Here is a 24,036-nt window from a genome sequence, read left to right as displayed (position 1 = left end):
GCGGAGCCTATGCTCCGCGGCCTGGTGCTGTGATCACCGGGCGCTTACTTGCCGCAGTGGTTGTCGTTCACCGTCGGGGCCATCGTGCCAGGAGCCTTGCCGGTCGCATCGGGCAGAGCCCCCTGCGGGCCTGGCGGGCAATTCCGGTCGGCATTCGAATTCGTCCTTGAGAAATCGCGAATGCTGTTGGTGATGGTCGAATCCGTGCCGCTGTCAGGGCCGCCATTATCCGGGACCACGATCGTCCGCCCGCTGCCGTCGGTAGCGTCTCCGTAGGGATCGCCGACGTTCTGGGCCATCGCTGACGTGGCCAGACCGATCGTAAGCGCGGAAGCTGCGAGAATTTTCGTGAACATGATGCTTCTCCTTTTTACGAGGGTCGTCGCGTTGCGACTAAGAAAACAACCGTTCGGGCGGGCGAAGGTTCCGACAAATTCCCCATGAATTTCAGCATGTTCTCAGGTGTTCAAGGCGGCCGCCATGCCATTCTCTGCAGGCATGCATCTGTGGACTTTTCTGACGGCACGGCCCGGCATTTTGCTTGCCGCATGAGTGTACGCCTTACCGTCCCGCCGGAACAGGAATGCTTCTTGCGAGTTCATACCTTTGTACAATGCGACGCGCTGATGCGAATGGCGGCAGCGCAAACAAGGAGAGCAGACATCATGGGCCTTGGAACCATTCTCATCATCATCTTGGTCCTTGCCTTGCTTGGCGGCTTCAGCGGCTTGGGCGGCGGACCGTTCTATGGCACCGGCTATTACGGTGGTGGCGGCCTCGGCCTGGTGCTGCTTATCGTCATTATCCTGGTCCTGCTTGGGCGCATTTGATGCATGTCGCGCAAAAGCATGCCCTCGGGCTTGACCCGAGGGTGTGCAGCGGTTTTGTGATAACGACATGCATAAAACAGGAACCTAAAGTGCATCGCATGAGGCCGGTCAAGCGCGACACGCGTTAGTGTCACGCTCGCGACAAAAACGCCTGCCGCCTGGTAATAAGCGCCGGGCGTTTTGTCGTGAAAAGACAAGATTCCAAGTATCCTTGGCAAACCGGGACCCTGGCCAGAAAGGGCGACTCGGTGCCGAATCTTTCGGCGCCGAGGACGCCACCATAGCAGCAGCTTAGTGTTGGCGATCGGCGGCCAGCGCTTCTTTCAGATCGGCGCTGAGCACACCCTCGTTGAACAGCGACATGATACGGGCTGCCAACCGCTCGCGGACAGGACTGTCGTCCGCAACACCCAACTCGCGGCAGCAGTCGTCGAGCGCTTTTCTCAGCACGCTCAGTTCGGCTGGAGTTGCTGCACCTTGCATCGACATGCCATCCTCCCTTGAAAAGGGCGAAAGCGCGAAGCGTCTTTCAAGCGTCCACTCGCCATGCCTGTGTGGACGACTCCAATTCAATTAGCGCCGCTCTCGTCCAAACTCAATGTACAGAAATTACCAAGCAGACAGTTTGGGAACGACTGTCTCGCACCTGCATTGTTGCTGCGATCCAACCCACCCTCATTTGGATCACTGGGCGTAGCCCACGACGCCCGAATGGAGCCCGTTGCATCCCTCGCGACGGGCTCTTTCGAGTTCGGCGATCTCAATTGTCGTTTTCGTACCAAGCCGTCTTTGGTACGTTTCCAACACTAACTTTCAGCCGGATGTTTTCGTAGGCAAGCGGCAGGAGAACTGCCGTGCATCGATTCATTTTTTTATTTAGTAGGCTCCATACCTTTCAGTGCTTATATAAGCGCGATCGTTCGCAGGTTATACCGGGCGCGGACGGCTGGGAGATAAAAAAGCTCTTGCCCTGTTTTGGGCCCAGCTATGTCTGATCCAGCAACTTCCAATAAGAATCCATATTCCAATAAAAATCCATACAAAAACAAGCTGTTGCGCCGAATGAGCGCCGGCGATTTCGCATCTCTCGAGCCGCACATCGAGCGCTGTTCGCTGGAGTTAAGGCAATCGCTCGAAGTGTCCGGATCGCCGATCGAGGCCATCTATTTCCTCGAGGAGGGTATCGGTTCCGTGGTTGCGAAAATGCCGAACGGCAGCGATGCGGAAGTTGGCCTTGTCGGCTTGGAAGGTATGACCGGCTCGGCCCTGATAATGGGCGACGACCGTACGGTCCATGATTGCTATGTGCAGCTGGCGGGAGAAGCCGCCAAGATCGACGCCGAGCCGTTCAAAGCGGCGCTGACACAAAGCCCGACGCTGCGGCTGTTCTTGCTGCGCTACGTGCAATATCTGCATGTACAGACTGGCTTTACCGCGCTGGTCAACGCGCGATCGAAACTTGAAGACCGGCTGGCGCGCTGGCTGCTCATGTGTGACGATCGGGTGGACGGCGGCCGGCTGACGATCACTCACGAATTCCTGTCGATCATGCTTGGCGTAAGGCGCCCGGGTGTCACGGTCGCGCTGCAGCTGCTTGAGGGGCGAGGGCTCATCCGGTCCCGCCGCGGCGAAATTATCATCCGCGACCGCGATGGTCTCGTCGCACTGGCAGATGGCGGCTACGGCTTGGCCGAGGCCGAATACACCCGCCTGTTCGAGCATATCGGCGAGCGCTGACGGCGCTTTCCTCGCCGATTGCTGCCGCAGGTCGAGGCCCTTGCGACACCACACGCGGGTCGGAAAAATTTTCAAAGCTCCCGTCGCGTCAGGGAACTTGTTTCCCGTCGGAGGGTTATCGGACGCCTCCACTTTGCGAGGCGGCACCAACCATTCGGGAGAGGATCATGGCGACCACGAAAAAGGCCGCGAAGGCGGCAAGCAAGGGCCTTGAGGATCTGTTCCTCGACGGGCTTAAAGACCTCTACTACGCCGAGAAGAAGATACTGAAAGCGCTGCCCAAAATGGCCAAGGGCGCGGAGTCGGAAGAAGTGACCGCCGCTTTCGAGAAACACCGCATGGAAACCGAAGGACATGTCGACCGCCTCGAGGAGGTGTTCGAGAAATTCGGCAAGCCGGCCCGCGGCAAAACCTGTCCGGCGATTGACGGCATCATCGAAGAGGGCTCGGAAATGCTCGAGGAGTATAATGGTGCTCCCGCGCTCGACGCCGGGCTTGTCGGTGCGGCGCAAGCTGTCGAACATTACGAGATCGCTCGCTACGGCACTTTGATCGCGTGGGCGGAAGAACTTGGCAAGAGCGACGTGGTCGAGCTGCTCAGGGCAACTCTCAAGGAAGAGGTCGCGACCGACGAAGCGCTTTCCAAGCTCGGCGAAAGCGGTGTCAACGAACGCGCAATGCAAGAAGCCGCTTGATTTCAAAACCGCAACCGAGCCTCGGAAATGTTGCCAAGGCTCGGTTGGCCGCGGCGAACCGGTGAATTCTGCATTGGTCCGTCATGAACGGTAGAGCGGGCGGCTGGAGCCTTGAACCGGTGCCTCGGAGCGGAGTTACTCGATCTGCTCGAACGTGCATTGCCGGGGCTCCTTGTCCGGCCGCCAGCGCAACAGCTTGGTTCCGTGCCGGAATCGGTCGCCGGTCACATGGTCGAACCGAACCTCGACCACCAGTTCAGGCTTTATCGGTTCCCATTGTCCGCTCCGCTCCGTGCTCCAGCGGCTTGGTCCGCCCGGCGCCTTGCCGGTGAAACCCGGTTTGGCGCGCAGTTTTTCCAGCCGTCTGGTCAATGCTGCCCTGTCGTCCTTGCCGATGGTCGAGGTGAACCCGACATGGTCCAGCCTGCCTTCGTTATTGTAGAGGCCAAGCAGCAGGGATCCGACTTCGTTGCTGCCGGCGAGATAGCGAAAGCCGCCGACCACGCAATCCGCAGTGCGCAGTCGCTTTACCTTGACCATGGCGCGCTCGCCGGGCCGGTATGGCCCGGCGATCAGTTTTGCAACAACACCGTCGGTGGAGCCGTGGCCGGCGCCCTGCAGCCAGCGCTCGGCGGTGGCGGCGTCGTGCGTATATTTGGAGAGGTGCAGTTCGGGCCGTGCCGCCGTCGCGACAAAGGCCTCAATCGCCTGCCTCCTGGTGGTGAGAGGCTCTTCGATGATGATCCTGCCGCCGGGTTCGGCCAGCATGTCGAACAGGACCAGCATGGCGGGTGTCTCGAGGCTCAACTTGCGGATCCTGCTTTCGGCGGGATGAAGGCGCATTTGCAGGGCCTCGAACGAGGACGATCCGTCGACCTCGATGACGATCTCGCCGTCGGCAACAAACCGTCGCGAGCGCACATCGCGCAGCACCGCGACCAGCTCGGGAAAATAGCGGCCGAGCGGCTTGCCCGATTTTGCACGCAGATCGACGGCATCGTCGCCCTTGAACACGAGGCAGCGAAACCCGTCCCATTTCGGCTCGTATTGCCAAAGCCCGTCGTCGCGAGGAATTGCATCGGCGGCTTTGGCTTCCATCGGACGAAGGTCGAGCGGCAACGGAAATGCGGTCATGGCTGGCCCGCGCCGCCGCTACGGCATTCGCTACCGCCGTCGGCCATTCCTCTGTGCCCCGCTTTGCTGCCTCGGCGCCTTGCGGCCGGCTTGGTCGGCTGAAGGCGACAGCGGATCGACCTCGCCAGACCCACCGATCTCCTTGGTGATGCGATAGGCCAGATAAGCGACGGCTCCAGCAAGCAGCAAGCGGACCATGACTGCAAATCCTTCGTTGGCGTGAACCCACCAATCCGCAGGCCGAAGGTTTTGTTCCGCCGCTGCCCATCGCCGGGTGAATCGTCGGCGGCGCAACCAAAATCCAGGCGCATCGTTTGTTGCTTATCGACAAAAAGAATTTGCGATGAAGACGCTCTTGCCCTTGTTCGCTTTGACCATGGCGCTATTCCTGGCCAGCAGCGCCTGGCCCGACGGGTGACCGCGATGCTCCTCGTTGTTCCGGTTTGGCAGGACATCGCGGCACGACTGCTTCTGACCGCACTCGCCGGCCTGTTGATAGGCCTCAACCGGGAGGCGCGCGGGCACGCGGCGGGGCTACGCACCACCGTGCTGGTAGGGTTGGCGGCTGCCATCGCAATGGTCCAGGCCAGCATTCTGCTGGGAACCGTTGGCAAGCACCCGGATTCGTTTGCATCGATGGACGTCTTGCGCTTTCCGCTGGGCGTGCTGACCGGGGTCGGCTTTATCGGCGGTGGCGCCATTCTTCGCCGTGGCAGTCTTGTCAGCGGCGTCACCACGGCGGCCACATTGTGGGTGATGACGGCGATCGGATTGGCTTTCGGTGGTGGCCAATACGGCTTGGGCGCGGCCGGCACCGCACTGACGCTGGCCACCTTGCTCGTCCTGAAATGGGTGGATCTTCGAATTTCGCGCGAACACCACGCCCAGTTGGCAGTGACCTGGAAGGCCGCAGCCCGACAGGAACTCGATACGATGATCGGGCCGCTTGGCTACCGGGCACGCCTCGTCGCGATAGAGAGGCGCCCGGATATCAAAGACCCTGTTTTCTCGTTCGAGATCAGTTGGAGGCGGCCGGACACTGGCGCACCGCCAATAGATCTGCTGGAATCGGTGGGCGAGCATTGCGAGATCCAGAAGTTTGATCTCCTCAGCGAACCTGCCCGGTAGCTGGCGGCTTGCAACGATCGCGGCCTGAATCAGGCCATAGCTTCTCCACACCCCTTTCGATACCTATCTGTCGAGGCAGGACTCAAGGAGCAAGCAAAAGACCGTGGCACAGCGATCGGGAAGTGCTGATCTCCCACTTCACGGCGGGCGCGTACCGAAATGGCTTGGCGACCGCATGACGCGGCTTGGCGCGGTCATGTGCGAGGCGATCATCCACCATTACGGCCGCGATGAATTGCTGCGCCGGCTGGCGCATCCGTTCTGGTTCCAGTCTTTTGGCGCCGTGATGGGGATGGACTGGCATTCCTCCGGCATCACCACCAGCGTCGTCGGAGCGTTGAAGCGCGGTCTGTCGCCGCTTTCCGGCGAACTCGGCATCCACGTTTGCGGCGGCCGCGGCGCGCATTCGCGCAAGACCCCGCATGAGCTCGCCCTGATCGGCGAGCGTGTCGGTCTCGACGGGCAAGGCCTCGCGACTGCCAGCCGGCTTGTCGCCAAGGTGGACAGCGCCGCGGTCCAGGACGGTTTCGATCTCTATCTGCACGGCTTTATCGTCACCGACGACGGCAAGTGGGTGGTGGTGCAGCAAGGCATGAACGGCGACAGCAAGGTGGCGCGCCGCTATCACTGGCTGTCCGAGGGCCTGAAGAGCTTTGTCGACCAGCCGCATGCTGCCATCGAGGGCGCCAATCAGGGCGAGATCGTCAACCTGACCGACCGCCGCGCCGAAGCGTCGCGCCAGGGACAACTGGACCTTCTGCACGACCTTGGACCGGATCGCATCGTGAGGGAACTTGCCGCTTTGGAGCGGGGTTCGGCGCCAGCGCCGGACCCGGCACAAAAGCTGCTGCCGCATCTGGTCATGCCGGCGCACCACGATGTGCGCGAAAGTGATGTCGTCATGCGCCGCCTGCACGGCAATATCGCCGCGGCGGCCGAGCGCGGTCCGACGGATTTCGCCGAGCTTCTCCTCGTGCCCAATGTCGGCGCGCGCACGGTGCGGGCGCTGGCGTTGGTCGCCGAAGTCGTGCATGGCGCGCCGTGCCGTTTTTCCGATCCAGGACGCTTCTCGCTGGCGCATGGCGGCAAGGACAGGCACCCGTTCCCTGTGCCGCTGAAAGTCTATGACGAGACGATCGGCGTGCTGAAGTCGGCTGTCCACAAGGCCAGGCTCGGCCGTGACGAAGAGATCGGCGCCTTGCGGCGGCTGGACGACCAGTCGCGGCAGGTCGAGCGCTATGTCACCGGCCCAAGCCTGAAGGAAATCGTCGCCGGGGAGTTCGAGCAATCGCATCTGCTCGGCGGCCGCAGCGCCTTCGGTTGGGAGGGTGTACCCGAAACGGCCGCAGTCAAATCAACGAAGTGATCGGCTCGGATCAAGGCTCCAGGTCGATCAGGGCGACGCCGAGTTCGGGATGATGCCTGCGGCGCAGATGGCCAGGCGTCTCCACCAATGTGACCTCGAGCGTCGGCCGCACGATTCCGTCCAGCAGATGACCACCCCTCGTGGTGCCGTCACTCAATCCAAGGACTGCGTGGACGTGCAGGCTGGGCCTGCCGTCGTCGCCGATGGCAACATCGCCGATCGCGCTCAGCACTTCACACTGTTCTCGAACGGGGATCTTCCGGTAGGTTCTTTCTCCAGGGTCGAACCAGCCGACGGTTGCCCTTTCGAAAGCGCCGAGCGCAGTCAGCGACGCGCCGCCGACGCCACGCTCGACCGCAAACGACGTCAGCTGCGCAAACGCCTCTTCGCCGGGATCAAGCACAACCACAAACGTTCTCTGCCCGGCGCTTTCGGCAACAAGTTGTGATTTCATGATTTCGCTCCAGCCGTCAGGAATTCAAACCCACCACACCAGCAATGCCAGAAAGACGAGACCCACCAGGCCGGCGATGAAAATGATCCGGCGCGCCCGCGTCCGCAGGATGATCTCGCCCTGCCGCGCCTGCTCCGCCGAAAAGACAGGACCATTCTTGTCCGGGTCGCTGCTCATCCATCGTCTCTTTCCGGGGCAATTATTCGGCATTGATTGGATCTGGCGCCCGATAGAACACAATTTCGTTTGGCGGATGAGGTTCCACGGCTGGGCGCCGTTTGCATCTATTCCTTTGGCGCGGTGGCGGGCGCGGTATAGCGGCGGCGCACTGCGTCCAGGATGTGGTTGCGGCTCTCCTGCGCCGAAAGTGTGCCGTCTTTCTCCGCCTCCGCGGTCTCGCGCGCCAGTTCCTTGTCCCTGATCTGGTGGCGAAACCATTCGGAATAGTCGCCGGCGCGCAGATGATGTTCCCAGGTCCTGTCGTCGATGCCCTCGGCGATCTGGGCGAAAATCATCAGATTATGGGCGCGGAGATTCATTGCATTGTCGGGACCGCGGAAATAGAAGCTGCCCTTCTCGTCGAGCTGGCCCTCGGCATATTTGCGGCTGTGGCGCTTGAGCGACTGCCGCGGCTCGATTGGCTCGACCATGGCGGGTTTCTTGTGCGCCTGCGGCCGCCAGAACAGCACGCGCTGGTCTTTTGGAGAGCTCAGATCCTTGTCCTTTGGCGGTTCGGTGCCGGTCTCGCGGCAGAACGTCTTGATGACCTTTTTCGCCTTGGGGCCGAGTGCGATGACGGCGGTGACCAGCCGCAATGCCTCGGTTGAGATCGCGTCCGGATGAACCGTGATCAGGATCGTGCCCGGCAATTCCATCGCCAGCACCATTGGAGTATCGTCGCGCCGCTTCGGCAGGAGGTGATGCGCCTCGTCGATGATCAGCCAGTGCGGTCGTGCCGTACGGAAACGAAGACTGCCGAGGCCCGGCAGCAGGTCGGCAAAGAAGTCCGGCCGCTCGTTGACGCGCAGCGCCAGGCCATTCACGACAAGATTGTTGTCAGGCTTCTCCAGGAGATCGAGCAATTGCGTTTTCGTCGGCGCGTTCGAGCCGTCGCCCAGCCGGACTGCGCCTTCGAGGCCATCGTAGTCGCCTTCCGGATCGAAGATGCAGAACTGGAACTTTCTCTCGACGAAGCGCTCCGTCAGTGCGGTCGCCAGGGTCGATTTGCCGATGCCGGAGCTCCCGGCGATCAGCACCGTATCGGTTGGCGACAGATACACCTCCTTGCCGTCCTCCGAGCCAAGCACAATGCCGTCGCGGCTCGGCACAAGCTCGCGATCGCGCTCCACCACCTTGGCGATCAGTTCCTCGACGCCCTTTCCGCGCGCGCCGCGTGTCACGAGATCCGCCGTTTCCTTGACTGCCGGCAGTGCGTTGTCGACGGCGACGCTGAAGCCGCAGGCGCGCAGGAAGGCGTGGTCGTTTTCGGCGTCGCCGACGCCGACGACGTTGTGCGGCGACAATCTGAGGTCCTGAAGCGCGGCTGTCAGGCCGGTTGCCTTGTTGATGCCGCTGGGCAGGATCATCACCGCGCCCTTGTTGAAGATGATTTCCAGCTCCAGCCCCAATTTCTTGATGACCTCGAGCGCGGTAGCCTGATGCGGTTCCCAGGTTGCGACGATCGAGCGTCCGACCGAAAGCGGTTTGACACCGCGTTTCCTGAGTTTGGCGATGAGCTCGGGGGCGGGCGGCGGAGATATCGTCCGCTCCTCCTCGCTGGCCGGCGTGTAGATCAACGCGCCGTTTTCGGCGACGACCTTGTCGAAGATCGCGACTTCGGGAAAGACGCGTTTGAGGTCGGGCAGCTCGCGCCCGGTGACGAGAATGAGTTTGCGGCCGCTCTTCTTGAAGCGTTCAAGCGCCGCAAGCGTCTTCTCGGCAACGATCCCCTCATGCGCCAGCGTGCCGTCATAGTCAGTGGCCAGGGCAATGAAATACATGCCGTCAGTAGCCGCCCACGATCGGCAATATCTCGCCGGTGATATAGCTCGAGCAGTGCGGCGAGGCGAGGAACACGTAGGCCGGCGCGATCTCCTCCGGCTGGGCGGGCCGTTTCATCGGCGTATCGGCGCCAAATTTCGAAACATCGCCGGCTTCCTTGTCCGAGGGGTTGAGCGGCGTCCAAACCGGCCCCGGCGCCACGGCGTTGACCCTTATGCCCTTGTCGACAAGGTTGCCCGAGAGCGCGCGGGTGAAGGCATGAATGCCGCCCTTGGTCATGGAGTAGTCGACCAGTTGCTTCGAGCCCTCGATGCCGGTCACTGAACCGGTATTGATGATTGCCGAACCGGGCTTCATGTGCGGTACCGCTTCCTGCGCCATGTGGAAATAGCCGTAGAGGTTGGTCTTCAGCGTCGTGTCGAAATGCTCCTCGGTCAGCTCGCTGAAATCGCTGGAGTGGATCTGGAAAGCGGCGTTGTTGACCAGCACGTCGATGCGCCCAAACTCCTGCACGATCTCAGCCACCGCGTTGTGGCAGTGGTCGCGTTCGCTGACATCGGCCTTGATCAGGATGCAGCGCCGGCCTTCGGCTTCGACGGCCCTTTTGGTCTCTTCGGCGTCCTTGTCCTCCGAGAGATAGACGATCGCCACATCGGCGCCTTCACGCGCATAGAGCACGGCCACCGCACGGCCGATGCCTGAATCGCCGCCGGTAATGACGGCCACTTTGCCGTCGAGCTTTTTCGATCCGATATAAAATGGCGCATCATAAAGCGGCGCCGGCTCGATCGCCCATTCATGCCCCGGCTTGGGCTGGTGCTGCTCGGGGAAGGGCGGCTCGGGATATTTGCGGGCGCCGGCCTGCATAGCGCCTTTTTGCTTGCCATTGGATTTGGACTTGTCCTTCTCGTCGATACGGCGCTGGATATGCCGCTGCTTGGCGGCCTCGCCGGCGATTTCCGATTTCATCTGCATGGTCATCTCCCTGGCTTGAAACCCAACAACGCATGTCCGGCGAAAAGGTTTATGCCATGGCGTCATTCCTTCAGTCCGGAGCGGATCGTGCGAAGTCTGAGCCACGGCAACCCGCTGCAGTACGAACCCGCTGAAAATGCCCAGGAGATTGCGGCGTCCTCAGCGGCGCATTTGTTCGGCCCGCCCTGAATCACAGATTGTTCTCCAGTGTCGCCCGACCGCTGGCTTCAGCCGTTCTATTCATGTCGCTGCCCTTGCCATTGAGTTGCCTGGCCTCGTCCTCGGCTGCGTCTTCGAGCTTGGCGACGAGCAGATCCTTGAGGTCGCCAACCTCTTCCTCGATGTCTTCGATGGGTACCCCGGCGTTGGCCGCCTCTTGCTTGCATTCCTTGGCGAGGATTTCCGCCTCCTTTTCAAGCCTGATCGGAGGCGGCGGCACATGAACGTTTTCGTGAATCCAGTCCTGCAAGAATTCTATCGCATTAGCACTCATGGTGCTCACCTGTAACGGCAAACTGTAGTGTCATTAACGTACGTGCTGCAAAATGGATGCTTGGCAACGCCGAATTTCAAACAGCGATACTTAACGATAGCGTGATCGCCAAAGAGCTAGAGCTTTGCAGTCAAGCGAAATCATTTGGCGTCGCAGAATGTCGCTAACCAGACATTTGGGGCGGGGTGTAATTTGCAGGCATCCCGCCCTAAGACGCGTTGCGCCGTCGCGCCGGTGTTGCGCGGTTCGGGTCGCCTGACGGCCGAACATCGTCACCTGCGGCAGATCGTGTCGGCCGCTCAGCGACACGGTCGGCGCGCATTTTGCGTTTATGCGCCATCCAGAACGGCAAGAGCTCAGCAAGAAAACTGTATAGCGTGGTCTTCATCGGCATGCTCCGGACCGGATTACAACTCGTGATCCCGCATTTCCGTTCCGACAAAGAGTCGCGTTCCGACAAATCCGTCGCTTCTACAATTGCGATTCGATCGGCAGGCACCCAACCAGCGCTGCAACGATGCGCCGATAGAGACTGGCCTCCGGTTCACGCGAATATTGCCGCATCTCGCCATCCGCCAAGCCGAGCCACCGCAAGGCGCCTTTGTCCAGGACCAGCTGGTAGCTCGTCTGCGGTGACTTTTCGTGCTCGAACAGCCGGCGCAACTCCATCACCAGATTGATATCGTGGAAAAGCACGCCCATTTCCGCATTCAACGACACCGAACGCGGATCGAAATTGAAGGAACCGACAAACCCCAGCGTGTCGTCGACCGTAAAGGCCTTGGTATGCAGGCTGGCTCCCTTTGAGCCGAAAACGGAGATGTTGGCCTGGCGGTCGAAGGGCTGCAATTCGAAAAGCTGGATACCTTTTTTAAGCAGCTTGCGGCGGTATTTGGCATAGGCGCCGTGCACGGCGGCGACGTCCGTCGCGGCGAGCGAGTTGGTCAGGATTGCAACCTCGGCGCCACGGTCCACCAACTTCGACAGGATGGCCAACCCGGTGCGGCTGGGGATGAAATAGGGCGAGACAATTTCGAGGCGCTGCCTGGTCGCCGCGATAGCGGGAAGCAGCTCCTTTGTCAGCCAATTCCTGCGCCTCTTGCCGCGCACCTTTTCCGGCGGATCGGAAATGACGCGAACGCCTTTCGTCCAGCAGACGTCGCTGTGCGCTACAATGAACTCCGTGATCGTGCGCCAGGCACGGAGGCTGTTCAAAAGCTGGCCGTCCGCGGTCGCATCGAGATTGTCGAGGAAATCGGCGCGCGAGCCCGCTGTAGCCGGGTTGAGCAGTTCGATAGGCTTTGCCGCCTCGCAACTCCAGAACGCCTCGAAGATCTGCATCGTCTGCCCTACGGCAGGACCGAGAAGCAACAGGTCGAGATCGCGAAAATTCGTCTCCGCAGCGTCGAAATAGGCATCGCCGATGTTCCTTCCGCCGACGATGGCCAGGCTCCCGTCGGCGATCCAGGCCTTGTTGTGCATGCGGCGGGTCATCGCAAACAGCCGGGCGACCATCTCCAGCGAGCGAAAGATGCTGCCGTTCCTCATGCCGCTGGGGTTGAACAGCCTCAGCTCGATGTTCTTGTAGCTGTTGAGCGCCAGGTAAGCGGCGTCGCTGTTGCGCGGATTGATGTCGTCCAGCAGCATGCGGACGCGGACACCGCGCTCCGCCGCCTTGACGACCTCCTGCATCAGCAGCCGGCCGCTATGGTCGTCGTGCCAGAGATAGTACATCAGGTCGAGGCTGCTGGTGGCACTGCGCGCCGCAAGGATTCGCGCGGCAAACGCGTCATAATTGTCGGCGATCAGCAGCAACCCGCTATTGCCGGCCGCGATCTTGTCCCGGGCAAACCGCGAAATGGCTGTATCCATGAAGTGCACCGACAAACATCAGCGAAGCAAACCGTCTGAAATCTGACTAACAACCCTTCAGGTTCATTCTGGTTGCAGTCGCGGCTGCCGTATCGCGTCCAGGTTCAGCCGGGCCTTGATCGGCAGATGATCGGAAGCGCGCTGCGCCAGCGGCGTCTTGTGCACCTCGATGCTGGAAATCAGGTGCGGCGGCCTGGCCAGGATGCGGTCGAGCGCAAACAGCGGAAAGCGCGACGGAAAGCTCGGCAGAACCGCATCGATCGGACCGAAATGCGGCAGCAGGGCCAGCAGCGAAGACCTGTTGCGGACGCGCCATTCGTTGAGGTCGCCAAGCAGGATTGTCGGCCGCAGAACCGGGTGCGTGGCTTCGACCAGCGCGTTGGCCTGCTGCGAGCGCGACCGCCGCAGCAGGCCAAAATGTGCGGCTATGATCCTGAGCGAGACGCCCTTCAGCTCCAGATCCGCGATGACCGCACCGCGCGGCTCAAGGCCGGGCAGCCGGATCTGGTTCACGCTTTCGACCACGCCGCGGCGCGCCAGGATCAGATTTCCGTGCCAGCCATGGCTGCGGCGGTTTTCCGGGACATGTGTGGGGACGAGGTCGCTGTCCCGCTCGAGCGCTGCGAGATCGAGCAAACCCTGCCTGCTTCCGGTCCTTTCGTCGGCCTCCTGCAAGGCAATGATATCGGCGTCGAGTTCCTTGACCACGGCTGCGACCCGCTCCGGATCGAACCTGCCGTCGGTGCCGACGCATTTATGCACATTGTAGGATGCAACCGTGGTGCACGAAATTTCATTGCCGGGCGCCGTAAACCGCGGCACTTCCCTTCGCAGCGCAGCGCCAAGCGACCTTGGAAGGGTAGGCGATCGATCCAGCATGTGATCCATTTGCTGTTGAGTCGGCGAGTGGCGGCCATTGCGATTATGGCGCGTGCGGAGGTCTGAAACAACGACGACCTTGCAAAACCGTTCCACCACCGGCCTCGGCGCGCGGTCTGGAACCCTGACGGGCAACAACACGTTTCGGGAGGGCAGCGCAGTCAACGGAGAAGTCGAATGCAGCCCTTAGCCGCAAATTCCGCCCCCCGCTCAGGCCCGCTCAGGATCGTCCCGTTCGATGGAACCGTAACCGTTCGGTTCTCCGACGCCATTATTGCGTCGAGCGCGCGGGCAAAGCTGCTCTACGAAGACGGTCATGATCCTGTCTTCTACATACCCTTCGAGGACATCTATTTCGACCTTCTGGAGAAGACGAACACAACGAGCCACAGCCCGCTGAAGGGCACGGCAAGTTATTGGCGTGTTCATGCGGTCGGCTCGTCGGCAGAAGACTTCATGTGGGCCTACGAGACGCCCGACACCCCGGCACTGGCGATCGCCCGCCACGGCGCGTTCGATCCCGGCCGGGCGCGGATTGAGGCCGATCCCGCGGAGGACAAGCGGCATACGCCGCACGTCACCGAATAGACTCACATTGGCAACGGCGCCAGCTTTCCGTCAGAACTCTTCAAGGATGCGCAGGCTGTCTTCGTATTTCTCTGTCGAGGCACCGATCTGCCGTGCCTGCCATAGATTGTCGACAAGATCGGCGCGCTTGACCGGCAACGCCAGCGGATTGGCCGCAGCCCTACGAACGAACACGGAATCGTCCTCGTTCGGCCGCCGCGTCAGTGCGTCGACGGCCGATACGATGGACGGCCCGAACCCGGCCGCCTCAAGCCGGTCGCGATTCCAACCGTCGCCTTTTTCGATGACGTCGTGAAGATAGGCGATGGCTTTCTGATCGAGCGTTTCGACGGCATCGACGACCCGGCGGCAATGTTCGATATAAGGCCGCCCTGTCTTGTCCGTCTGCCCGGCATGGGCCTGTTCGGCGATTTTCGCTGCGCGATAAAGCACGCTCATTGGGTCGATCCCGTAACGAACAGCACATGTCCTGGCGCACCAACGCGCCATTGTCAGTGCGAGTTCCTACGCGCCGCGGGACCCTGCTGCCTCGCTTGCGAGCTGAATGCCGCGGTGGCGGGCGGAATAGTCAGGAGACGCGTTCAAAACTGTCGAGGCTGGTTCCAAAGGCACGCCAGGCGGGGAGTTTCCTGGCTCGGGCCGGCGCCCCTTCCTTTTCCGCCGACAAAGCGGCATCCGCAACGGTGTGCCACAGCATCTCCAGCTTCCCGTTCCTGAGGATGCCGGTATAGCTCACCGCCGCGGCTCCGACCCGCCCTTCGGCCGCGCAGGTGAATCCGATGACATCTCCATGGCAGGCTCCGAACAGCGGCACCGTCGTGCCGAAGAAGGCGCTGTCCTCCAGCGCCGTCCTGAAGGTTCCGCTGATCCGTCCGCCCTCTTCGCTGGTCAGTTCGACGACCGACCCGTACTGGTTCCGCCAGGTGCCCAGCCAACTCATCGCTGCTCCTCCTGATTGCTGCCATAGGGATTGCGTTGGCACACGGCCTCCAAGCCGCTGCCGAGGTAGCGGCCTTCAATCAGCCGCAATGCCAGCCATCGACATCTGAACGAAGCGCAGCGGCGCTTCCAGCGTCCAGGTGATGCCGTGCCTCTCAAATTCCAGGCGGCCGGTGCCGCTGAGCGCCTGCGGGGTGACGCGTTTGAGCACGACCGTTCCGAAACCGCGTCGCGTGTTTTCATCGACCAATGGTCCGTCCAGTTCCCGCCAGACAAGGCGGAAGCCGTCGCTGCCATCGGCGGCTGGCGTCACGGTCCATTCGACCTCGACCCGCCCGTCAAGGCGCGACAGCGCTCCGTGCTTTACCGAATTGGTGGCCAGCTCGTGAAAGGCAATGCCGAGATATTGCACCGCATTCGGCTGCAGCATGATCATCGGCCCGCTCATCGATAGCCTGGCCTGTGTCGCGAAGGCCTTAGTCTGGGCATGGATTAGTTCGCCGATGGTCGCGCCACGCCATTCGGCATCGACCAGCAGATCGTGTGATTCCGAAAGTGCCATGATGCGTTCCCGGACTTGGGAAAGGAAAGCCTCTGGCGTACCCGCCAGCTTGCTGGTCTCGCGGATCATCGAGACGATCACCGAATACTGGTTTTTAACGCGATGGTTGACTTCGCGCATGAGTGTGCGGATACGCCGTTCGCTGTCCTTATGCGGGCTGATGTCGCGCGCGATCTTGGAAGCGCCGACGATACGCCCAATGCCGTCGCGTATCGGCGAGATGGTGAGCGAAACCGGAACCAGGGTGCCGTCCTTGCGCTGCCGGATAGTCTCATATGAAGGAATCCGTTCGCCGGCGCGAATGCGGCTGATGATCATGGCTTCCTCATCCAGGTGGTCGGGCGGGATGAGCATCGTCACCGGGCGACCGATCGCCTCCGCGGGCGTGTAGCCGAACAGGCGTTGTGCCGCGTCGTTCCAGCTGGTGATAATGCCGTTCAGGTCTTTCGACACGATCGCGTCCATCGAAGATTCGACGATGGCAGCGAGCCTTATGCTGGCGTCGTCAGCCAGCGCCTGGGTGCGCAGGTCGAGCAAGGTGTTGATGGCGCCGACGACCTCGCCGTTCGCATCGCGAAGCAGGACCGGATACGCGCTGAACGGGATGAACTGGCCGTCCGGCCGCTCGGCGATCGCCCGGCCCCCAGGAACGTCCCGCTCCTCCAGCAAGGCAACGGCCATCGGACATTCGTCGTGCGCCATCGGCCGTCCGTCGAGGTGGCGAAGCTTCCATGATCCGCACCAGCGGTCCTGGCCGATAACCGGACGATATCCCCAGAGATCGGCAGCGGCTTCATTGAAGAACGAGATGTAGCCTTGTCTGTCGGTGGTGTAGACAGCCACAGGCAACGCCTGCATCAGATCGGCGGAGGAAACTTGCGGGATTCCGCCAGTCTTTAGTTCAACGACGTCCACCAGTCCCCCGCTCCGCTTGGCTTGCCGACGGATTGCTACGTCATCTAAATGCGCGCGAGCGTTTTCGGTTCCGTTCGATCCGCTTTCGGACATTCAGGCTGATCTGCGTTTCGCGGCCGTTCCCCGACCTTTGTTAGGAGCCTTGCCGCCTTCCTGCGCCAGGCTTCTGCGCAGAATATCGGCGAGGTTGACGACATTCGTCCTCGGCGCAGGTGCCGGCTTGGGCGGTTTCTTGCCCTTGCGCTTGGCTTCGATCATCGCAACCAGCGCCTGTTCATAAGTGTCTTCGAACTTTGACGGGTCGAATTTGGCGGGCTTCTTGTCGATCAGCAATTGCGCGATTTCCAGCATCTCGGGATCGACCTTGCGAGCCTTCAGTCCTTCGAACACCGCGTCCGTTGCGACCACTTCATTGTGGTTGCGTAATTCCGTCATCACCATGCCCTTGCCCAGCGGCTGGATCAGCACCTCTCGGCCTCGCTGGTACAGCACGACGCAGGAGCGGGCTGCCACTTTCTTCCTGGCCATGGCGTCCCGGATCACCGCGAAGGCCTCAGTGGAGGGCGCGTCGGCCGGAACCAGATAATAGGGCTTTTCGAGGTAGCGTGCGTCGATTTCGGCGGTGGGCACAAACTCGCCGATCTCGAGCGTGTGCTGCGATACCATCTTTAGTTTCTTGATTTCGTCCGGCTCTATGCGGATGAATTCGCCCTTCTCGACTTCATAGCCCTTTACCTGGTCGGCAGCCTCCACCGTATCGCCGGTCTCCTCGTCGATATAAGCGCTCTTGACCGGGAGACCGTCCTTGCGGTTCAGGATCCTGAAATGCACTTTCTCGGCCTCGCTGACGGCGCCGATGATCTTGACGCCACAGGAAACCGATCCGACTTTCATAAAGCCCTTCCAGGCAGCTCGCGGCGTCGCCATGTCAATCACTCATTTGCCGAACGGACGGAACGGCTGCGAGCCGAAATCGTTCCGCCGTGGCAGGCTGGTCCATACGCCGGCCCGGACGAGAACATTCGGTTCATTTTCGTCAGGGGAATAGCGGAATGGCCAAACGCAGCGCAGGGTTGCTCATTTATCGCCAAAGCCGAGGTTCACTTCAGGTGCTGCTGGTGCATCCCGGCGGCCCATTCTGGGCGAAGAAGGACGACGGCGCATGGTCGATCCCGAAGGGCCTGGTCGACGAGAACGAAGACGAACTGACGGCGGCAAAACGCGAAGCCGAAGAGGAGCTCGGGGTCGCCATCGATGGAGTTTTCGAACACCTTGGCAGCTACCGGCAGCCGGGCGGCAAGCTCGTCGTCGCGTGGTGCGTCGAAGCGGACTTCGACAGCGACGCCATAAGCAGCAACACCTTCGTCATGGAATGGCCGCCAAGGTCCGGCTCGATGAAGGAATTTGCCGAAGTCGACAGAGCGGGCTGGTTCTCCCTGCCTGAAGCCAACGTCAAGATACTGAAAGGCCAGCGCGCCATGCTGGCGGATTTGGCCGGTCGGCATGGCGACCCATGAAATCGTATCGGCTCAGTACTTCAGGGCGGCGCCTGGCTTGCCTTACGGCGCTATCCCAAGCGAATTTTGCGCGCGCAGCGTGCGTAATGTGATCGAATAGCGGTGCTCGGCGACCGGCGGAACGCTGTGCTCCCATTCGTTGCGCGCAGCACCCGTCATCAAATAGGCTGATCTTGGCTCGACGGTGACCGTCTTGCGATCCCATCGCGTGCCGTTTTTCCGGCGCAGGCGGAAGCTGCAGGCGGCCAGCAGCGAAACGCCGGCGACCAATTCGAAATGAGGCTTGTCGCGGTGCCAGCCGATACCGGCGCCCGGCCGGTACTCGTTGATCAGCACCTGCACGAAGGTTTCGGCCGGCAGGCGGGCAAAGGCTGCAACTTTGTCCCTGAGCGGCAGCAGAAAGCCGGGTATCGGCGGTGCTTCGACGACTTCGCGCCGGTCGTAGTCGTAACGCAGCCCGAAGCCGACCACCCGCCGGTTTGCCAGATGGCCGTGAAAGTCGAAGGGCTGAAAAGGCAGGCCGTCGAGCTGGCTTGCCAACGCTGCTTCCTCGTCCGGCGTGATCAGTTCGGGCCGGTAGCGGAATCCTTCCGGCAGGTCGTCGGTGGCGGCAAAGAGATCGCCCTGACGGGCTGCAGCCGATGTCTTGAGCGGTGGCATCAACTGTACTTGGTGAAGCCGGCCCGTAGCGGCAAGGCTGCTTCGGCAGCAAGGAACCTCGCTCTCCGTGCAGGGTTATTCACACGATGGCGTGGATTGGAGCACTGCCGAGCATTGGAGCTGTCGAGATGCCTTCAACTGCGATCAGAAACATCGACTACCAGCCGGCGACGAGGGTACTCTCGGTGTGGTTCGTCCCGAGCGGAAACCGCTATGATTACGAGGACGTTCCGCCGCAGGTCCACGCCGCGTTCCGCAAGGCTTCGTCGAAGGGCCGGTTCTTCAACGAACATATTCGCGACCGGTATAAATACCATCTGGTCGAGCAGAGCCATTCGAGCTGAGTCTTCCGACGCTTCTCAACCATGATCTCGGCTCTCCGCCATTCGTAGCCGCGCGGCAATGAGCGGACTTCGCAGTTGGTGAGCGACCTGATATTGATCATGGTTTCACCGGAAACATCGAAAGCCTGGAATGCCCGCCGAAGTCGAAACAACCGAGCAGCTCCAGCAATTGCTCGATACCCCGCATCTGGCGGGCGTGCTGGATAGCGAACAATTCAAGAGATTTCTCGACCAGCTGCCGATCGCGATCGCAATTTCCGATCTCAGCGGCGATGAACGTGTCGTCTATGTCAATTCCGAGTTCCAGAAATTGTCAGGCGTATCCGTCGCCGAGCTCGAGCGCTGGAACTGGGCCGCACTGAGCGGAGAAGGCTTGAGCGAATACAAGGACCGGCCGCTGGCCCGGGCCATCGTCGAGGATATCGATCGCGCGGGAACATTCAGGATACAACGTGCCGCCGCAGCGCCAGCCATCGTCGATGTCTATTCGAACCTGATCGAGGACGAGCGCGGGCGACGGTCCTTTCGACTGGTCGCCCTTGTCGACGTTACCGCGCACAAGGCAAGCGACAGCGAGGCCATCGAACAACGCATTCGGGAAAAGGACATGCTGCTGCGCGAGTTGCAGCATCGGATGAAGAACAATCTCCAAATGATCACGGCTCTCATCAGATTGGAGGCCCGCAGTGCGGCATCGCCTGATCAGAAAGGTTTCGAGCGCCTCGCCGGCCGCGTCGATGCGCTCGCAATCCTCTACCAGACGCTGTCGGCCGACGAACAGAAGGCCGAAGTGGACCTTGGCGTCTATCTCAGCCAGATCGCTTCCGCCGTGATGACGTCGCACGCCATGCAGGGCATCCGGCTCGATATGAAGGTCGACACTTATCCGGTGTCCATCAACGTGGCGATGCCGACGGGACTGGTGGTCAATGAGCTTTTGACGAACGCGCTGAAACACGCCTTTCTGGGTCGCGAAGGCGGGACGATCACGCTGCGCAGCGTCGTCGACGGAGACGGTTTTCGCATCGTAGTCGCCGATGACGGCATCGGCCTGCCCGAAGGCGAGACCTGGCCGAAACCCGGCAAGCTCGGAGCGTTGATCGCTCAATCGCTGATTGAAAATGCCAAAGCCCGGTTCGAGGTGGATTCTGCCCCCGGCAAAGGAACGCGGGTGACCATCGTGTTCAACAGATCGGCCGCCGTCGCGACGTAGCCGGTCGAGCAAGCGCCATCAAGGCCATCCGCATCAGCCAGGCCCGTCGATCACCTTGCGCGTGTGGCGGGCGATGACACCTTCTTCGTCGGTCGCGATGACGCGGACTTCGACCTTGCCATCCGCCTGGCTTATGAGCGCTTCATGGGAGTTGTTGTCGGCTTCGTCGATCGCCACGCCGAGCCAGCCAAGCCTGCCGCAAATCGCTTTGCGGGCCGCGGCAGAGTGCTCGCCGATGCCGCCGGTGAACACCAGGCATTCCAGCCCGCCCAGCGTATTGGCGAGGGCGGCAACTTCCCTGGCGGCGCGGAAGGCGAAAAGCTCCACCGCTTCGCGCGCCCGGCGGTCATCGCTGGCCTCCAGCGTTCGCATGTCGCCGGAAATGCCGGACACGCCGAGCAGGCCGGATTCCTCGTAGAGCATGTCTTGCAGCGCCTCTCCCGAAACCCCTCTTTCCAGCAGGAGGTACAAAAGCACGCCCGGATCGATGGCGCCGCAGCGTGTGCCCATGACCAGGCCGTCAAGCGCCGAAAAGCCCATCGTCGTATCGACGCTTCTCCCGTCGCGCATGGCGCACAGGCTCGCCCCGTTACCGAGATGGGCGACGATGGTTCTTTTCGCCGCCAGATCGGGCGATCTCTGCTTGAGCCGGCCCGCGACATATTCGTAGGAAAGCCCGTGAAAGCCGTAGCGGTGGATGCCGTCTGCCTCATAGCGACGCGGCAGCGCAAAACGGCTGACCAGAGGCTCGATGGTCCTATGGAAGGCCGTGTCGAAACATCCGACCTGCGGCAGGTCGGGCCGCAACGCGGCAAGCGCCCGGATCGGCGCGAGGCTGCGCGGCTGGTGCAGTGGCGCAAGCGGCGTCAGCCTGTCGAGAGCCTCGATAATTGTCGGTGTCAGGCGGACAGGTTCGACGAACTCGCGTCCGCCATGAACGATGCGATGGCCGGCGGCGATCAGTTTCCTTCCGCCAAGTTCGTTCTCGATCCATTGCAGCATCTGGCCGAGGCCCATGTCGGGCGATGCGTCCGCGGCAAGTGGCCGATCGCACTGCAGCTCCCCATCGGCGGCTTTCGCGGTCAGCCTTGGCGCATCGCCCAGATCCAGCGAACCGCGCGAGGCAAGATCCAGCTCGGCGGATGCTGCAAGGTCGTAAAGTCCGAACTTGATGCTCGACGAGCCGGCATTCAACGCAAGGATCGATCGTCGCATCAATCGCCGGCCCTTGTCGCGCCGTCCTGCGGCCAGGACCATTTCTGGATCTCGGGCATGTCCTCGCCATGTTCGCGGACATAGGCTTTGTGCTCAGCCAATTTCCCATGCAGCGCCGCGGCAAGCTCCTTCGCCCGCTCGGCCAGCCCCGGCACACGCGCGATCGCGGCGAGCGCCAGATGATAGCGGTCGAGCTGGTTGAGCACGACCATATCGAACGGCGTCGTCGTCGTGCCTTCCTCGCGAAAGCCATGCACATGCATGTTGTCGTGGTTGGCGCGCCGGTAGGTCAGACGGTGAATGAGATAGGGGTAGCCGTGATAGGCGAAGATGACCGGCTTGGCCTTGGTGAACAGCGCGTCGAATCTGTCGTCGGCAAAGCCATGCGGATGTTCGGAATTCGACTGCAAAATCATCAGGTCGACGACATTGACGACGCGGATCTTCAGGTCCGGAATGCCCGAGCGCAGGATGTCGGCTGCGGCAAGCGTCTCCAGCGTCGGCACGTCGCCGGCGCAAGCCAGGACCACATCCGGATCTTCGCCCTTGGCAACCGTCCCGGCCCATTCCCAGATGCCCGCGCCGGCCTTGCAGTGCGCTTCCGCGTCCTCGGCGGACAGCCATTGCGGCGCCGGCTGCTTGCCGGCGACGATGACGTTGATGCGGTTGTAGGTTTTCAGGCAATGGTCGGTGATCCACAGCAGCGTGTTTGCATCCGGCGGGAAATAGAGCCTTACCGTGTCGACCTTCTTGTTGGCGACGAAATCGGCAAAGCCCGGATCCTGATGGCTGAAGCCGTTGTGATCCTGCCGCCAGACATGCGAGGTCAGCAGGTAGTTTAGCGAGGCGATCGGCTTGCGCCAGGCAAGTTCGCCGGAGGTCTTCAGCCATTTGGCATGCTGGTTGACCATGGAATCGACGATGTGGACGAACGCCTCGTAGCACGAGAACAGGCCGTGGCGGCCGGTCAGCAGATAGCCCTCCAGCCAGCCTTGGCAAAGGTGCTCGCTGAGCACTTCCATGACGCGGCCGCCGCGGGAAAGATGAACGTCGTAAGGCTCGATCCGCTCCATCCAGACCCGGTCCGTAACCTCGAACACGTCGTCGAGACGGTTGGAGGACGTCTCGTCGGGTCCCATCAGCCGGAAATTCCTGGCCTCGGCGTTCAGGCGGATCACGTCGCGAAGATAGCTCCCCACGGTCCGCGTCGCCTCCCCAACAGTGCCGCCCGGACGCGGTACGTCGAGCGCCCGGCCTTTCCAGTCGGGAAGCACGAGGTCTTGCTTCAGCAGGCCGCCATTGGCGTAGGGGATTGCGCCCATGCGTCTGGGCCCTGTGGGCGCCAGCGCCGCGAGCTCCGCCAGGAGATGCCCGCCTTCATCGAACAGCGTCTTCGGTTCGTAGCTGCGCATCCAGTCTTCGAGGATCTGGCGGTGCGCCGCGTCGCCGCGCGCGTTCGACACCGGGACCTGGTGCGAACGCCAGAAATCCTCGACTCGTCTGCCGTCGACCTCTTTCGGCCCGGTCCAGCCCTTTGGGCTGCGCAGCACGATCATCGGCCACAACGGCCGCTCTCCCTTCCAGCCCGCGGCTCGTGCAGGCTCCTGGATGGAGTGTATCCGGTCGAGCACGGTATCGAGCGTGCGGGCCATCTCCCGATGCATCGGGGCAGGCTCGTGGCCTTCCACGAAAAAGGTTTCGTAGCCATAGCCGAGGAACAGGCTGCGCAACGCCTCGTCTTCCATGCGGCCGAGGATCGTCGGGCTGGCGATCTTGTAGCCGTTGAGATGCAGGATCGGCAGGACGGCACCGTCGGATGCCGGGTTCAGGAACTTGTTGGAATGCCAGGCCGCGGCGAGCGGGCCGGTCTCGGCTTCGCCGTCGCCGACGACGCAGGCAACCACAAGGTTCGGATTGTCGAAGGCGGCGCCGAAGGCATGGACCAGCGCATAGCCGAGCTCTCCGCCTTCGTGGATCGAGCCGGGTGTCTCCGGGGCCGCGTGGCTCGGCACACCACCGGGGAACGAGAACTGCCGGAACAGCTTTCGCAGGCCGTCTTCATCCCTGCCGATCTCGGGATAAATTTCGCTGTAGGTGCCCTCGAGCCAGGTGTTCGCGACCATTGCCGGGCCGCCGTGACCCGGCCCGCAGATGAACAGAACCTCGAGACCACGTTCACGGATGATCCGGTTCAGATGCACATAGATGAAATTGAGGCCGGGCGTCGTGCCCCAATGGCCGAGCAGCCGCGGCTTGATGTGCTCGGGCCGCAAAGGCTCGCGCAAGAGCGGATTGTCGAGCAGATAGATCTGGCCAACCGAAATGTAGTTCGCGGCGCGCCAGTAGCGGTCCATCAGATCCATCTGGTCAAGGCCGGTTGTTTGCGCAGTGGTGCGGGCCTCGTCGTTCATGGAAATGCCTCCGGAATACCCTCGTCCGTCGTTATCTGGAGTGGCGTCGCCTCGGAGAAAGGATTTGCCTCGAAATAAGTTTGGGCGGGCGCGGCCAGCTCCCGCTCG

The 24,036-nt window shown here is 61.7% G+C and carries 27 protein-coding genes; 9 read left to right on the top strand and 18 right to left on the bottom strand.

All coding sequences use genetic code 11. From position 1 onward, the window contains the following. Window positions 1-44 precede the first annotated feature (44 nt). Window positions 45-356 carry a hypothetical protein gene (locus NKJ12_RS01845; RefSeq protein ID WP_352701084.1) on the bottom strand — a complete coding sequence of 104 codons (312 nt, stop codon included), beginning with the start codon at window positions 354-356 and terminating at the stop codon, window positions 45-47. A gap of 309 nt (window positions 357-665) precedes the next feature. Between NKJ12_RS01845 and NKJ12_RS01840 the strand changes: the two genes are divergently transcribed. Continuing rightward, window positions 666-830 carry a DUF3309 family protein gene (locus NKJ12_RS01840; RefSeq protein ID WP_023677107.1) on the top strand — a complete coding sequence of 55 codons (165 nt, stop codon included), beginning with the start codon at window positions 666-668 and terminating at the stop codon, window positions 828-830. A 291-nt stretch (window positions 831-1,121) separates the two neighbouring features. Here the strand turns inward: NKJ12_RS01840 and NKJ12_RS01835 are convergent, their stop codons facing one another. After that, entirely contained in the window at window positions 1,122-1,319 is a 198-nt protein-coding gene (locus NKJ12_RS01835) for a hypothetical protein (RefSeq protein ID WP_254815757.1), read from the bottom strand. Between the two features lie 498 nt (window positions 1,320-1,817). Here NKJ12_RS01835 and NKJ12_RS01830 point away from each other — a divergent pair, with 498 nt between their 5' ends. Continuing rightward, window positions 1,818-2,567 (top strand): Crp/Fnr family transcriptional regulator, encoded by a 750-nt coding sequence (locus tag NKJ12_RS01830; RefSeq protein WP_502904640.1) that lies wholly within the window; start codon window positions 1,818-1,820, stop codon window positions 2,565-2,567. 167 nt (window positions 2,568-2,734) lie between these two features. Then, window positions 2,735-3,262, top strand: a complete 528-nt coding sequence (locus NKJ12_RS01825; protein WP_254815759.1) for a YciE/YciF ferroxidase family protein — start codon at window positions 2,735-2,737, stop codon at window positions 3,260-3,262. 135 nt (window positions 3,263-3,397) lie between these two features. Here the strand turns inward: NKJ12_RS01825 and NKJ12_RS01820 are convergent, their stop codons facing one another. Together NKJ12_RS01820 and NKJ12_RS01815 are read right to left on the bottom strand one after the other, a co-directional pair. After that, window positions 3,398-4,396 (bottom strand): ATP-dependent DNA ligase, encoded by a 999-nt coding sequence (locus tag NKJ12_RS01820; protein ID WP_352701083.1) that lies wholly within the window; start codon window positions 4,394-4,396, stop codon window positions 3,398-3,400. Between the two features lie 30 nt (window positions 4,397-4,426). Beyond that, the gene (locus NKJ12_RS01815) at window positions 4,427-4,594 is read right to left on the bottom strand and encodes a hypothetical protein (protein ID WP_352507053.1); all 168 of its coding nucleotides are present in this window, start codon (window positions 4,592-4,594) and stop codon (window positions 4,427-4,429) included. A 225-nt stretch (window positions 4,595-4,819) separates the two neighbouring features. Between NKJ12_RS01815 and NKJ12_RS01810 the strand changes: the two genes are divergently transcribed. Then, window positions 4,820-5,524: an MgtC/SapB family protein gene (locus tag NKJ12_RS01810; RefSeq protein ID WP_352476927.1), complete on the top strand. Its 705-nt coding sequence runs from the start codon at window positions 4,820-4,822 to the stop codon at window positions 5,522-5,524. A 103-nt stretch (window positions 5,525-5,627) separates the two neighbouring features. Further along, on the top strand, window positions 5,628-6,890 hold the full coding sequence (locus NKJ12_RS01805; protein ID WP_352507052.1) for a DUF763 domain-containing protein: 1,263 nt from the start codon (window positions 5,628-5,630) through the stop codon (window positions 6,888-6,890). 10 nt (window positions 6,891-6,900) lie between these two features. On the opposite strand, the gene NKJ12_RS01800 is transcribed toward NKJ12_RS01805, so the two are convergent. From NKJ12_RS01800 to NKJ12_RS01770, 7 genes are all read right to left on the bottom strand, one after another. Further along, the gene (locus NKJ12_RS01800) at window positions 6,901-7,344 is read right to left on the bottom strand and encodes a PPC domain-containing DNA-binding protein (protein ID WP_352507051.1); all 444 of its coding nucleotides are present in this window, start codon (window positions 7,342-7,344) and stop codon (window positions 6,901-6,903) included. Window positions 7,345-7,368: 24 nt separating this feature from the next. Next, window positions 7,369-7,521 (bottom strand): peptide ABC transporter permease, encoded by a 153-nt coding sequence (locus NKJ12_RS01795; protein WP_254815765.1) that lies wholly within the window; start codon window positions 7,519-7,521, stop codon window positions 7,369-7,371. Between the two features lie 107 nt (window positions 7,522-7,628). After that, the gene (locus tag NKJ12_RS01790) at window positions 7,629-9,344 is read right to left on the bottom strand and encodes an HAD family hydrolase (protein WP_352686262.1); all 1,716 of its coding nucleotides are present in this window, start codon (window positions 9,342-9,344) and stop codon (window positions 7,629-7,631) included. Between the two features lie 4 nt (window positions 9,345-9,348). Beyond that, window positions 9,349-10,320 carry an SDR family oxidoreductase gene (locus tag NKJ12_RS01785; RefSeq protein ID WP_254815767.1) on the bottom strand — a complete coding sequence of 324 codons (972 nt, stop codon included), beginning with the start codon at window positions 10,318-10,320 and terminating at the stop codon, window positions 9,349-9,351. Between the two features lie 190 nt (window positions 10,321-10,510). After that, complete coding sequence (locus tag NKJ12_RS01780) at window positions 10,511-10,813, bottom strand: hypothetical protein (protein WP_352701082.1); 303 nt, start codon at window positions 10,811-10,813, stop codon at window positions 10,511-10,513. A 471-nt stretch (window positions 10,814-11,284) separates the two neighbouring features. After that, window positions 11,285-12,685 (bottom strand): phospholipase D family protein, encoded by a 1,401-nt coding sequence (locus tag NKJ12_RS01775; RefSeq protein ID WP_352507048.1) that lies wholly within the window; start codon window positions 12,683-12,685, stop codon window positions 11,285-11,287. A 63-nt stretch (window positions 12,686-12,748) separates the two neighbouring features. After that, the gene (locus tag NKJ12_RS01770) at window positions 12,749-13,564 is read right to left on the bottom strand and encodes an endonuclease/exonuclease/phosphatase family protein (RefSeq protein ID WP_302893445.1); all 816 of its coding nucleotides are present in this window, start codon (window positions 13,562-13,564) and stop codon (window positions 12,749-12,751) included. Between the two features lie 177 nt (window positions 13,565-13,741). On the opposite strand from NKJ12_RS01770, the gene NKJ12_RS01765 reads away from it, so the two are divergent. Beyond that, on the top strand, window positions 13,742-14,152 hold the full coding sequence (locus tag NKJ12_RS01765; protein WP_352507047.1) for a DUF427 domain-containing protein: 411 nt from the start codon (window positions 13,742-13,744) through the stop codon (window positions 14,150-14,152). A 30-nt stretch (window positions 14,153-14,182) separates the two neighbouring features. Here the strand turns inward: NKJ12_RS01765 and NKJ12_RS01760 are convergent, their stop codons facing one another. From NKJ12_RS01760 to ku, 4 genes are all read right to left on the bottom strand, one after another. Beyond that, on the bottom strand, window positions 14,183-14,590 hold the full coding sequence (locus NKJ12_RS01760; protein ID WP_352507046.1) for an HD domain-containing protein: 408 nt from the start codon (window positions 14,588-14,590) through the stop codon (window positions 14,183-14,185). A gap of 130 nt (window positions 14,591-14,720) precedes the next feature. Continuing rightward, entirely contained in the window at window positions 14,721-15,092 is a 372-nt protein-coding gene (locus NKJ12_RS01755; protein WP_254815773.1) for an avidin/streptavidin family protein, read from the bottom strand. A 75-nt stretch (window positions 15,093-15,167) separates the two neighbouring features. Next, the gene (locus NKJ12_RS01750) at window positions 15,168-16,568 is read right to left on the bottom strand and encodes a PAS domain-containing HWE histidine kinase family protein (RefSeq protein ID WP_352507045.1); all 1,401 of its coding nucleotides are present in this window, start codon (window positions 16,566-16,568) and stop codon (window positions 15,168-15,170) included. Between the two features lie 93 nt (window positions 16,569-16,661). Beyond that, a complete protein-coding gene (gene ku / locus NKJ12_RS01745; RefSeq protein WP_352507044.1) occupies window positions 16,662-17,495 on the bottom strand; it encodes a non-homologous end joining protein Ku in 834 nt (277 codons plus the stop codon). A 125-nt stretch (window positions 17,496-17,620) separates the two neighbouring features. Here ku and NKJ12_RS01740 point away from each other — a divergent pair, with 125 nt between their 5' ends. Further along, the gene (locus tag NKJ12_RS01740) at window positions 17,621-18,085 is read left to right on the top strand and encodes an NUDIX hydrolase (protein ID WP_352507043.1); all 465 of its coding nucleotides are present in this window, start codon (window positions 17,621-17,623) and stop codon (window positions 18,083-18,085) included. Window positions 18,086-18,127: 42 nt separating this feature from the next. Here the strand turns inward: NKJ12_RS01740 and NKJ12_RS01735 are convergent, their stop codons facing one another. Beyond that, window positions 18,128-18,745, bottom strand: a complete 618-nt coding sequence (locus NKJ12_RS01735) for an alpha-ketoglutarate-dependent dioxygenase AlkB (RefSeq protein ID WP_352507042.1) — start codon at window positions 18,743-18,745, stop codon at window positions 18,128-18,130. A 128-nt stretch (window positions 18,746-18,873) separates the two neighbouring features. Between NKJ12_RS01735 and NKJ12_RS01730 the strand changes: the two genes are divergently transcribed. Next, a complete protein-coding gene (locus NKJ12_RS01730) occupies window positions 18,874-19,089 on the top strand; it encodes a KTSC domain-containing protein (RefSeq protein WP_352476940.1) in 216 nt (71 codons plus the stop codon). A 130-nt stretch (window positions 19,090-19,219) separates the two neighbouring features. Next, window positions 19,220-20,302, top strand: a complete 1,083-nt coding sequence (locus NKJ12_RS01725; RefSeq protein ID WP_352507041.1) for a sensor histidine kinase — start codon at window positions 19,220-19,222, stop codon at window positions 20,300-20,302. Between the two features lie 33 nt (window positions 20,303-20,335). On the opposite strand, the gene NKJ12_RS01720 is transcribed toward NKJ12_RS01725, so the two are convergent. After that, window positions 20,336-21,517, bottom strand: coding sequence for an acetate/propionate family kinase (locus NKJ12_RS01720; protein WP_352507040.1), 1,182 nt, complete (start codon window positions 21,515-21,517; stop codon window positions 20,336-20,338). Then, a complete protein-coding gene (locus NKJ12_RS01715) occupies window positions 21,517-23,928 on the bottom strand; it encodes a phosphoketolase family protein (RefSeq protein WP_352701081.1) in 2,412 nt (803 codons plus the stop codon). Before NKJ12_RS01715 ends, NKJ12_RS01720 begins: the two co-directional genes overlap by 1 nt. Window positions 23,929-24,036 lie beyond the last annotated feature (108 nt).

This window comes from Mesorhizobium sp. M0195 (assembly GCF_040322115.1).
GTDB lineage: Bacteria > Pseudomonadota > Alphaproteobacteria > Rhizobiales > Rhizobiaceae > Mesorhizobium.
This window is presented reverse-complemented; position numbering and strand designations above follow the sequence as displayed.

What these genes read in the sequence shown, in the direction of transcription:
- NKJ12_RS01740 (WP_352507043.1), top strand. Translation starts at nt 17,621, where the DNA reads ATGGCCAAACGCAGCGCAGGGTTGCTCATTTATCGCCAAAGCCGAGGT.
- NKJ12_RS01795 (WP_254815765.1), bottom strand. Translation starts at nt 7,521, where the DNA reads ATGAGCAGCGACCCGGACAAGAATGGTCCTGTCTTTTCGGCGGAGCAG.
- NKJ12_RS01715 (WP_352701081.1), bottom strand. Translation starts at nt 23,928, where the DNA reads ATGAACGACGAGGCCCGCACCACTGCGCAAACAACCGGCCTTGACCAG.
- NKJ12_RS01835 (WP_254815757.1), bottom strand. Translation starts at nt 1,319, where the DNA reads ATGTCGATGCAAGGTGCAGCAACTCCAGCCGAACTGAGCGTGCTGAGA.
- NKJ12_RS01790 (WP_352686262.1), bottom strand. Translation starts at nt 9,344, where the DNA reads ATGTATTTCATTGCCCTGGCCACTGACTATGACGGCACGCTGGCGCAT.
- NKJ12_RS01785 (WP_254815767.1), bottom strand. Translation starts at nt 10,320, where the DNA reads ATGCAGATGAAATCGGAAATCGCCGGCGAGGCCGCCAAGCAGCGGCAT.
- NKJ12_RS01760 (WP_352507046.1), bottom strand. Translation starts at nt 14,590, where the DNA reads ATGAGCGTGCTTTATCGCGCAGCGAAAATCGCCGAACAGGCCCATGCC.
- NKJ12_RS01735 (WP_352507042.1), bottom strand. Translation starts at nt 18,745, where the DNA reads ATGCCACCGCTCAAGACATCGGCTGCAGCCCGTCAGGGCGATCTCTTT.
- NKJ12_RS01770 (WP_302893445.1), bottom strand. Translation starts at nt 13,564, where the DNA reads ATGCTGGATCGATCGCCTACCCTTCCAAGGTCGCTTGGCGCTGCGCTG.
- NKJ12_RS01810 (WP_352476927.1), top strand. Translation starts at nt 4,820, where the DNA reads ATGCTCCTCGTTGTTCCGGTTTGGCAGGACATCGCGGCACGACTGCTT.
- NKJ12_RS01840 (WP_023677107.1), top strand. Translation starts at nt 666, where the DNA reads ATGGGCCTTGGAACCATTCTCATCATCATCTTGGTCCTTGCCTTGCTT.
- NKJ12_RS01800 (WP_352507051.1), bottom strand. Translation starts at nt 7,344, where the DNA reads ATGAAATCACAACTTGTTGCCGAAAGCGCCGGGCAGAGAACGTTTGTG.
- NKJ12_RS01830 (WP_502904640.1), top strand. Translation starts at nt 1,818, where the DNA reads ATGTCTGATCCAGCAACTTCCAATAAGAATCCATATTCCAATAAAAAT.
- NKJ12_RS01845 (WP_352701084.1), bottom strand. Translation starts at nt 356, where the DNA reads ATGTTCACGAAAATTCTCGCAGCTTCCGCGCTTACGATCGGTCTGGCC.
- ku (WP_352507044.1), bottom strand. Translation starts at nt 17,495, where the DNA reads ATGGCGACGCCGCGAGCTGCCTGGAAGGGCTTTATGAAAGTCGGATCG.
- NKJ12_RS01820 (WP_352701083.1), bottom strand. Translation starts at nt 4,396, where the DNA reads ATGACCGCATTTCCGTTGCCGCTCGACCTTCGTCCGATGGAAGCCAAA.
- NKJ12_RS01825 (WP_254815759.1), top strand. Translation starts at nt 2,735, where the DNA reads ATGGCGACCACGAAAAAGGCCGCGAAGGCGGCAAGCAAGGGCCTTGAG.
- NKJ12_RS01815 (WP_352507053.1), bottom strand. Translation starts at nt 4,594, where the DNA reads ATGGTCCGCTTGCTGCTTGCTGGAGCCGTCGCTTATCTGGCCTATCGC.
- NKJ12_RS01725 (WP_352507041.1), top strand. Translation starts at nt 19,220, where the DNA reads ATGCCCGCCGAAGTCGAAACAACCGAGCAGCTCCAGCAATTGCTCGAT.
- NKJ12_RS01730 (WP_352476940.1), top strand. Translation starts at nt 18,874, where the DNA reads ATGCCTTCAACTGCGATCAGAAACATCGACTACCAGCCGGCGACGAGG.
- NKJ12_RS01775 (WP_352507048.1), bottom strand. Translation starts at nt 12,685, where the DNA reads ATGGATACAGCCATTTCGCGGTTTGCCCGGGACAAGATCGCGGCCGGC.
- NKJ12_RS01720 (WP_352507040.1), bottom strand. Translation starts at nt 21,517, where the DNA reads ATGCGACGATCGATCCTTGCGTTGAATGCCGGCTCGTCGAGCATCAAG.
- NKJ12_RS01755 (WP_254815773.1), bottom strand. Translation starts at nt 15,092, where the DNA reads ATGAGTTGGCTGGGCACCTGGCGGAACCAGTACGGGTCGGTCGTCGAA.
- NKJ12_RS01765 (WP_352507047.1), top strand. Translation starts at nt 13,742, where the DNA reads ATGCAGCCCTTAGCCGCAAATTCCGCCCCCCGCTCAGGCCCGCTCAGG.
- NKJ12_RS01780 (WP_352701082.1), bottom strand. Translation starts at nt 10,813, where the DNA reads ATGAGTGCTAATGCGATAGAATTCTTGCAGGACTGGATTCACGAAAAC.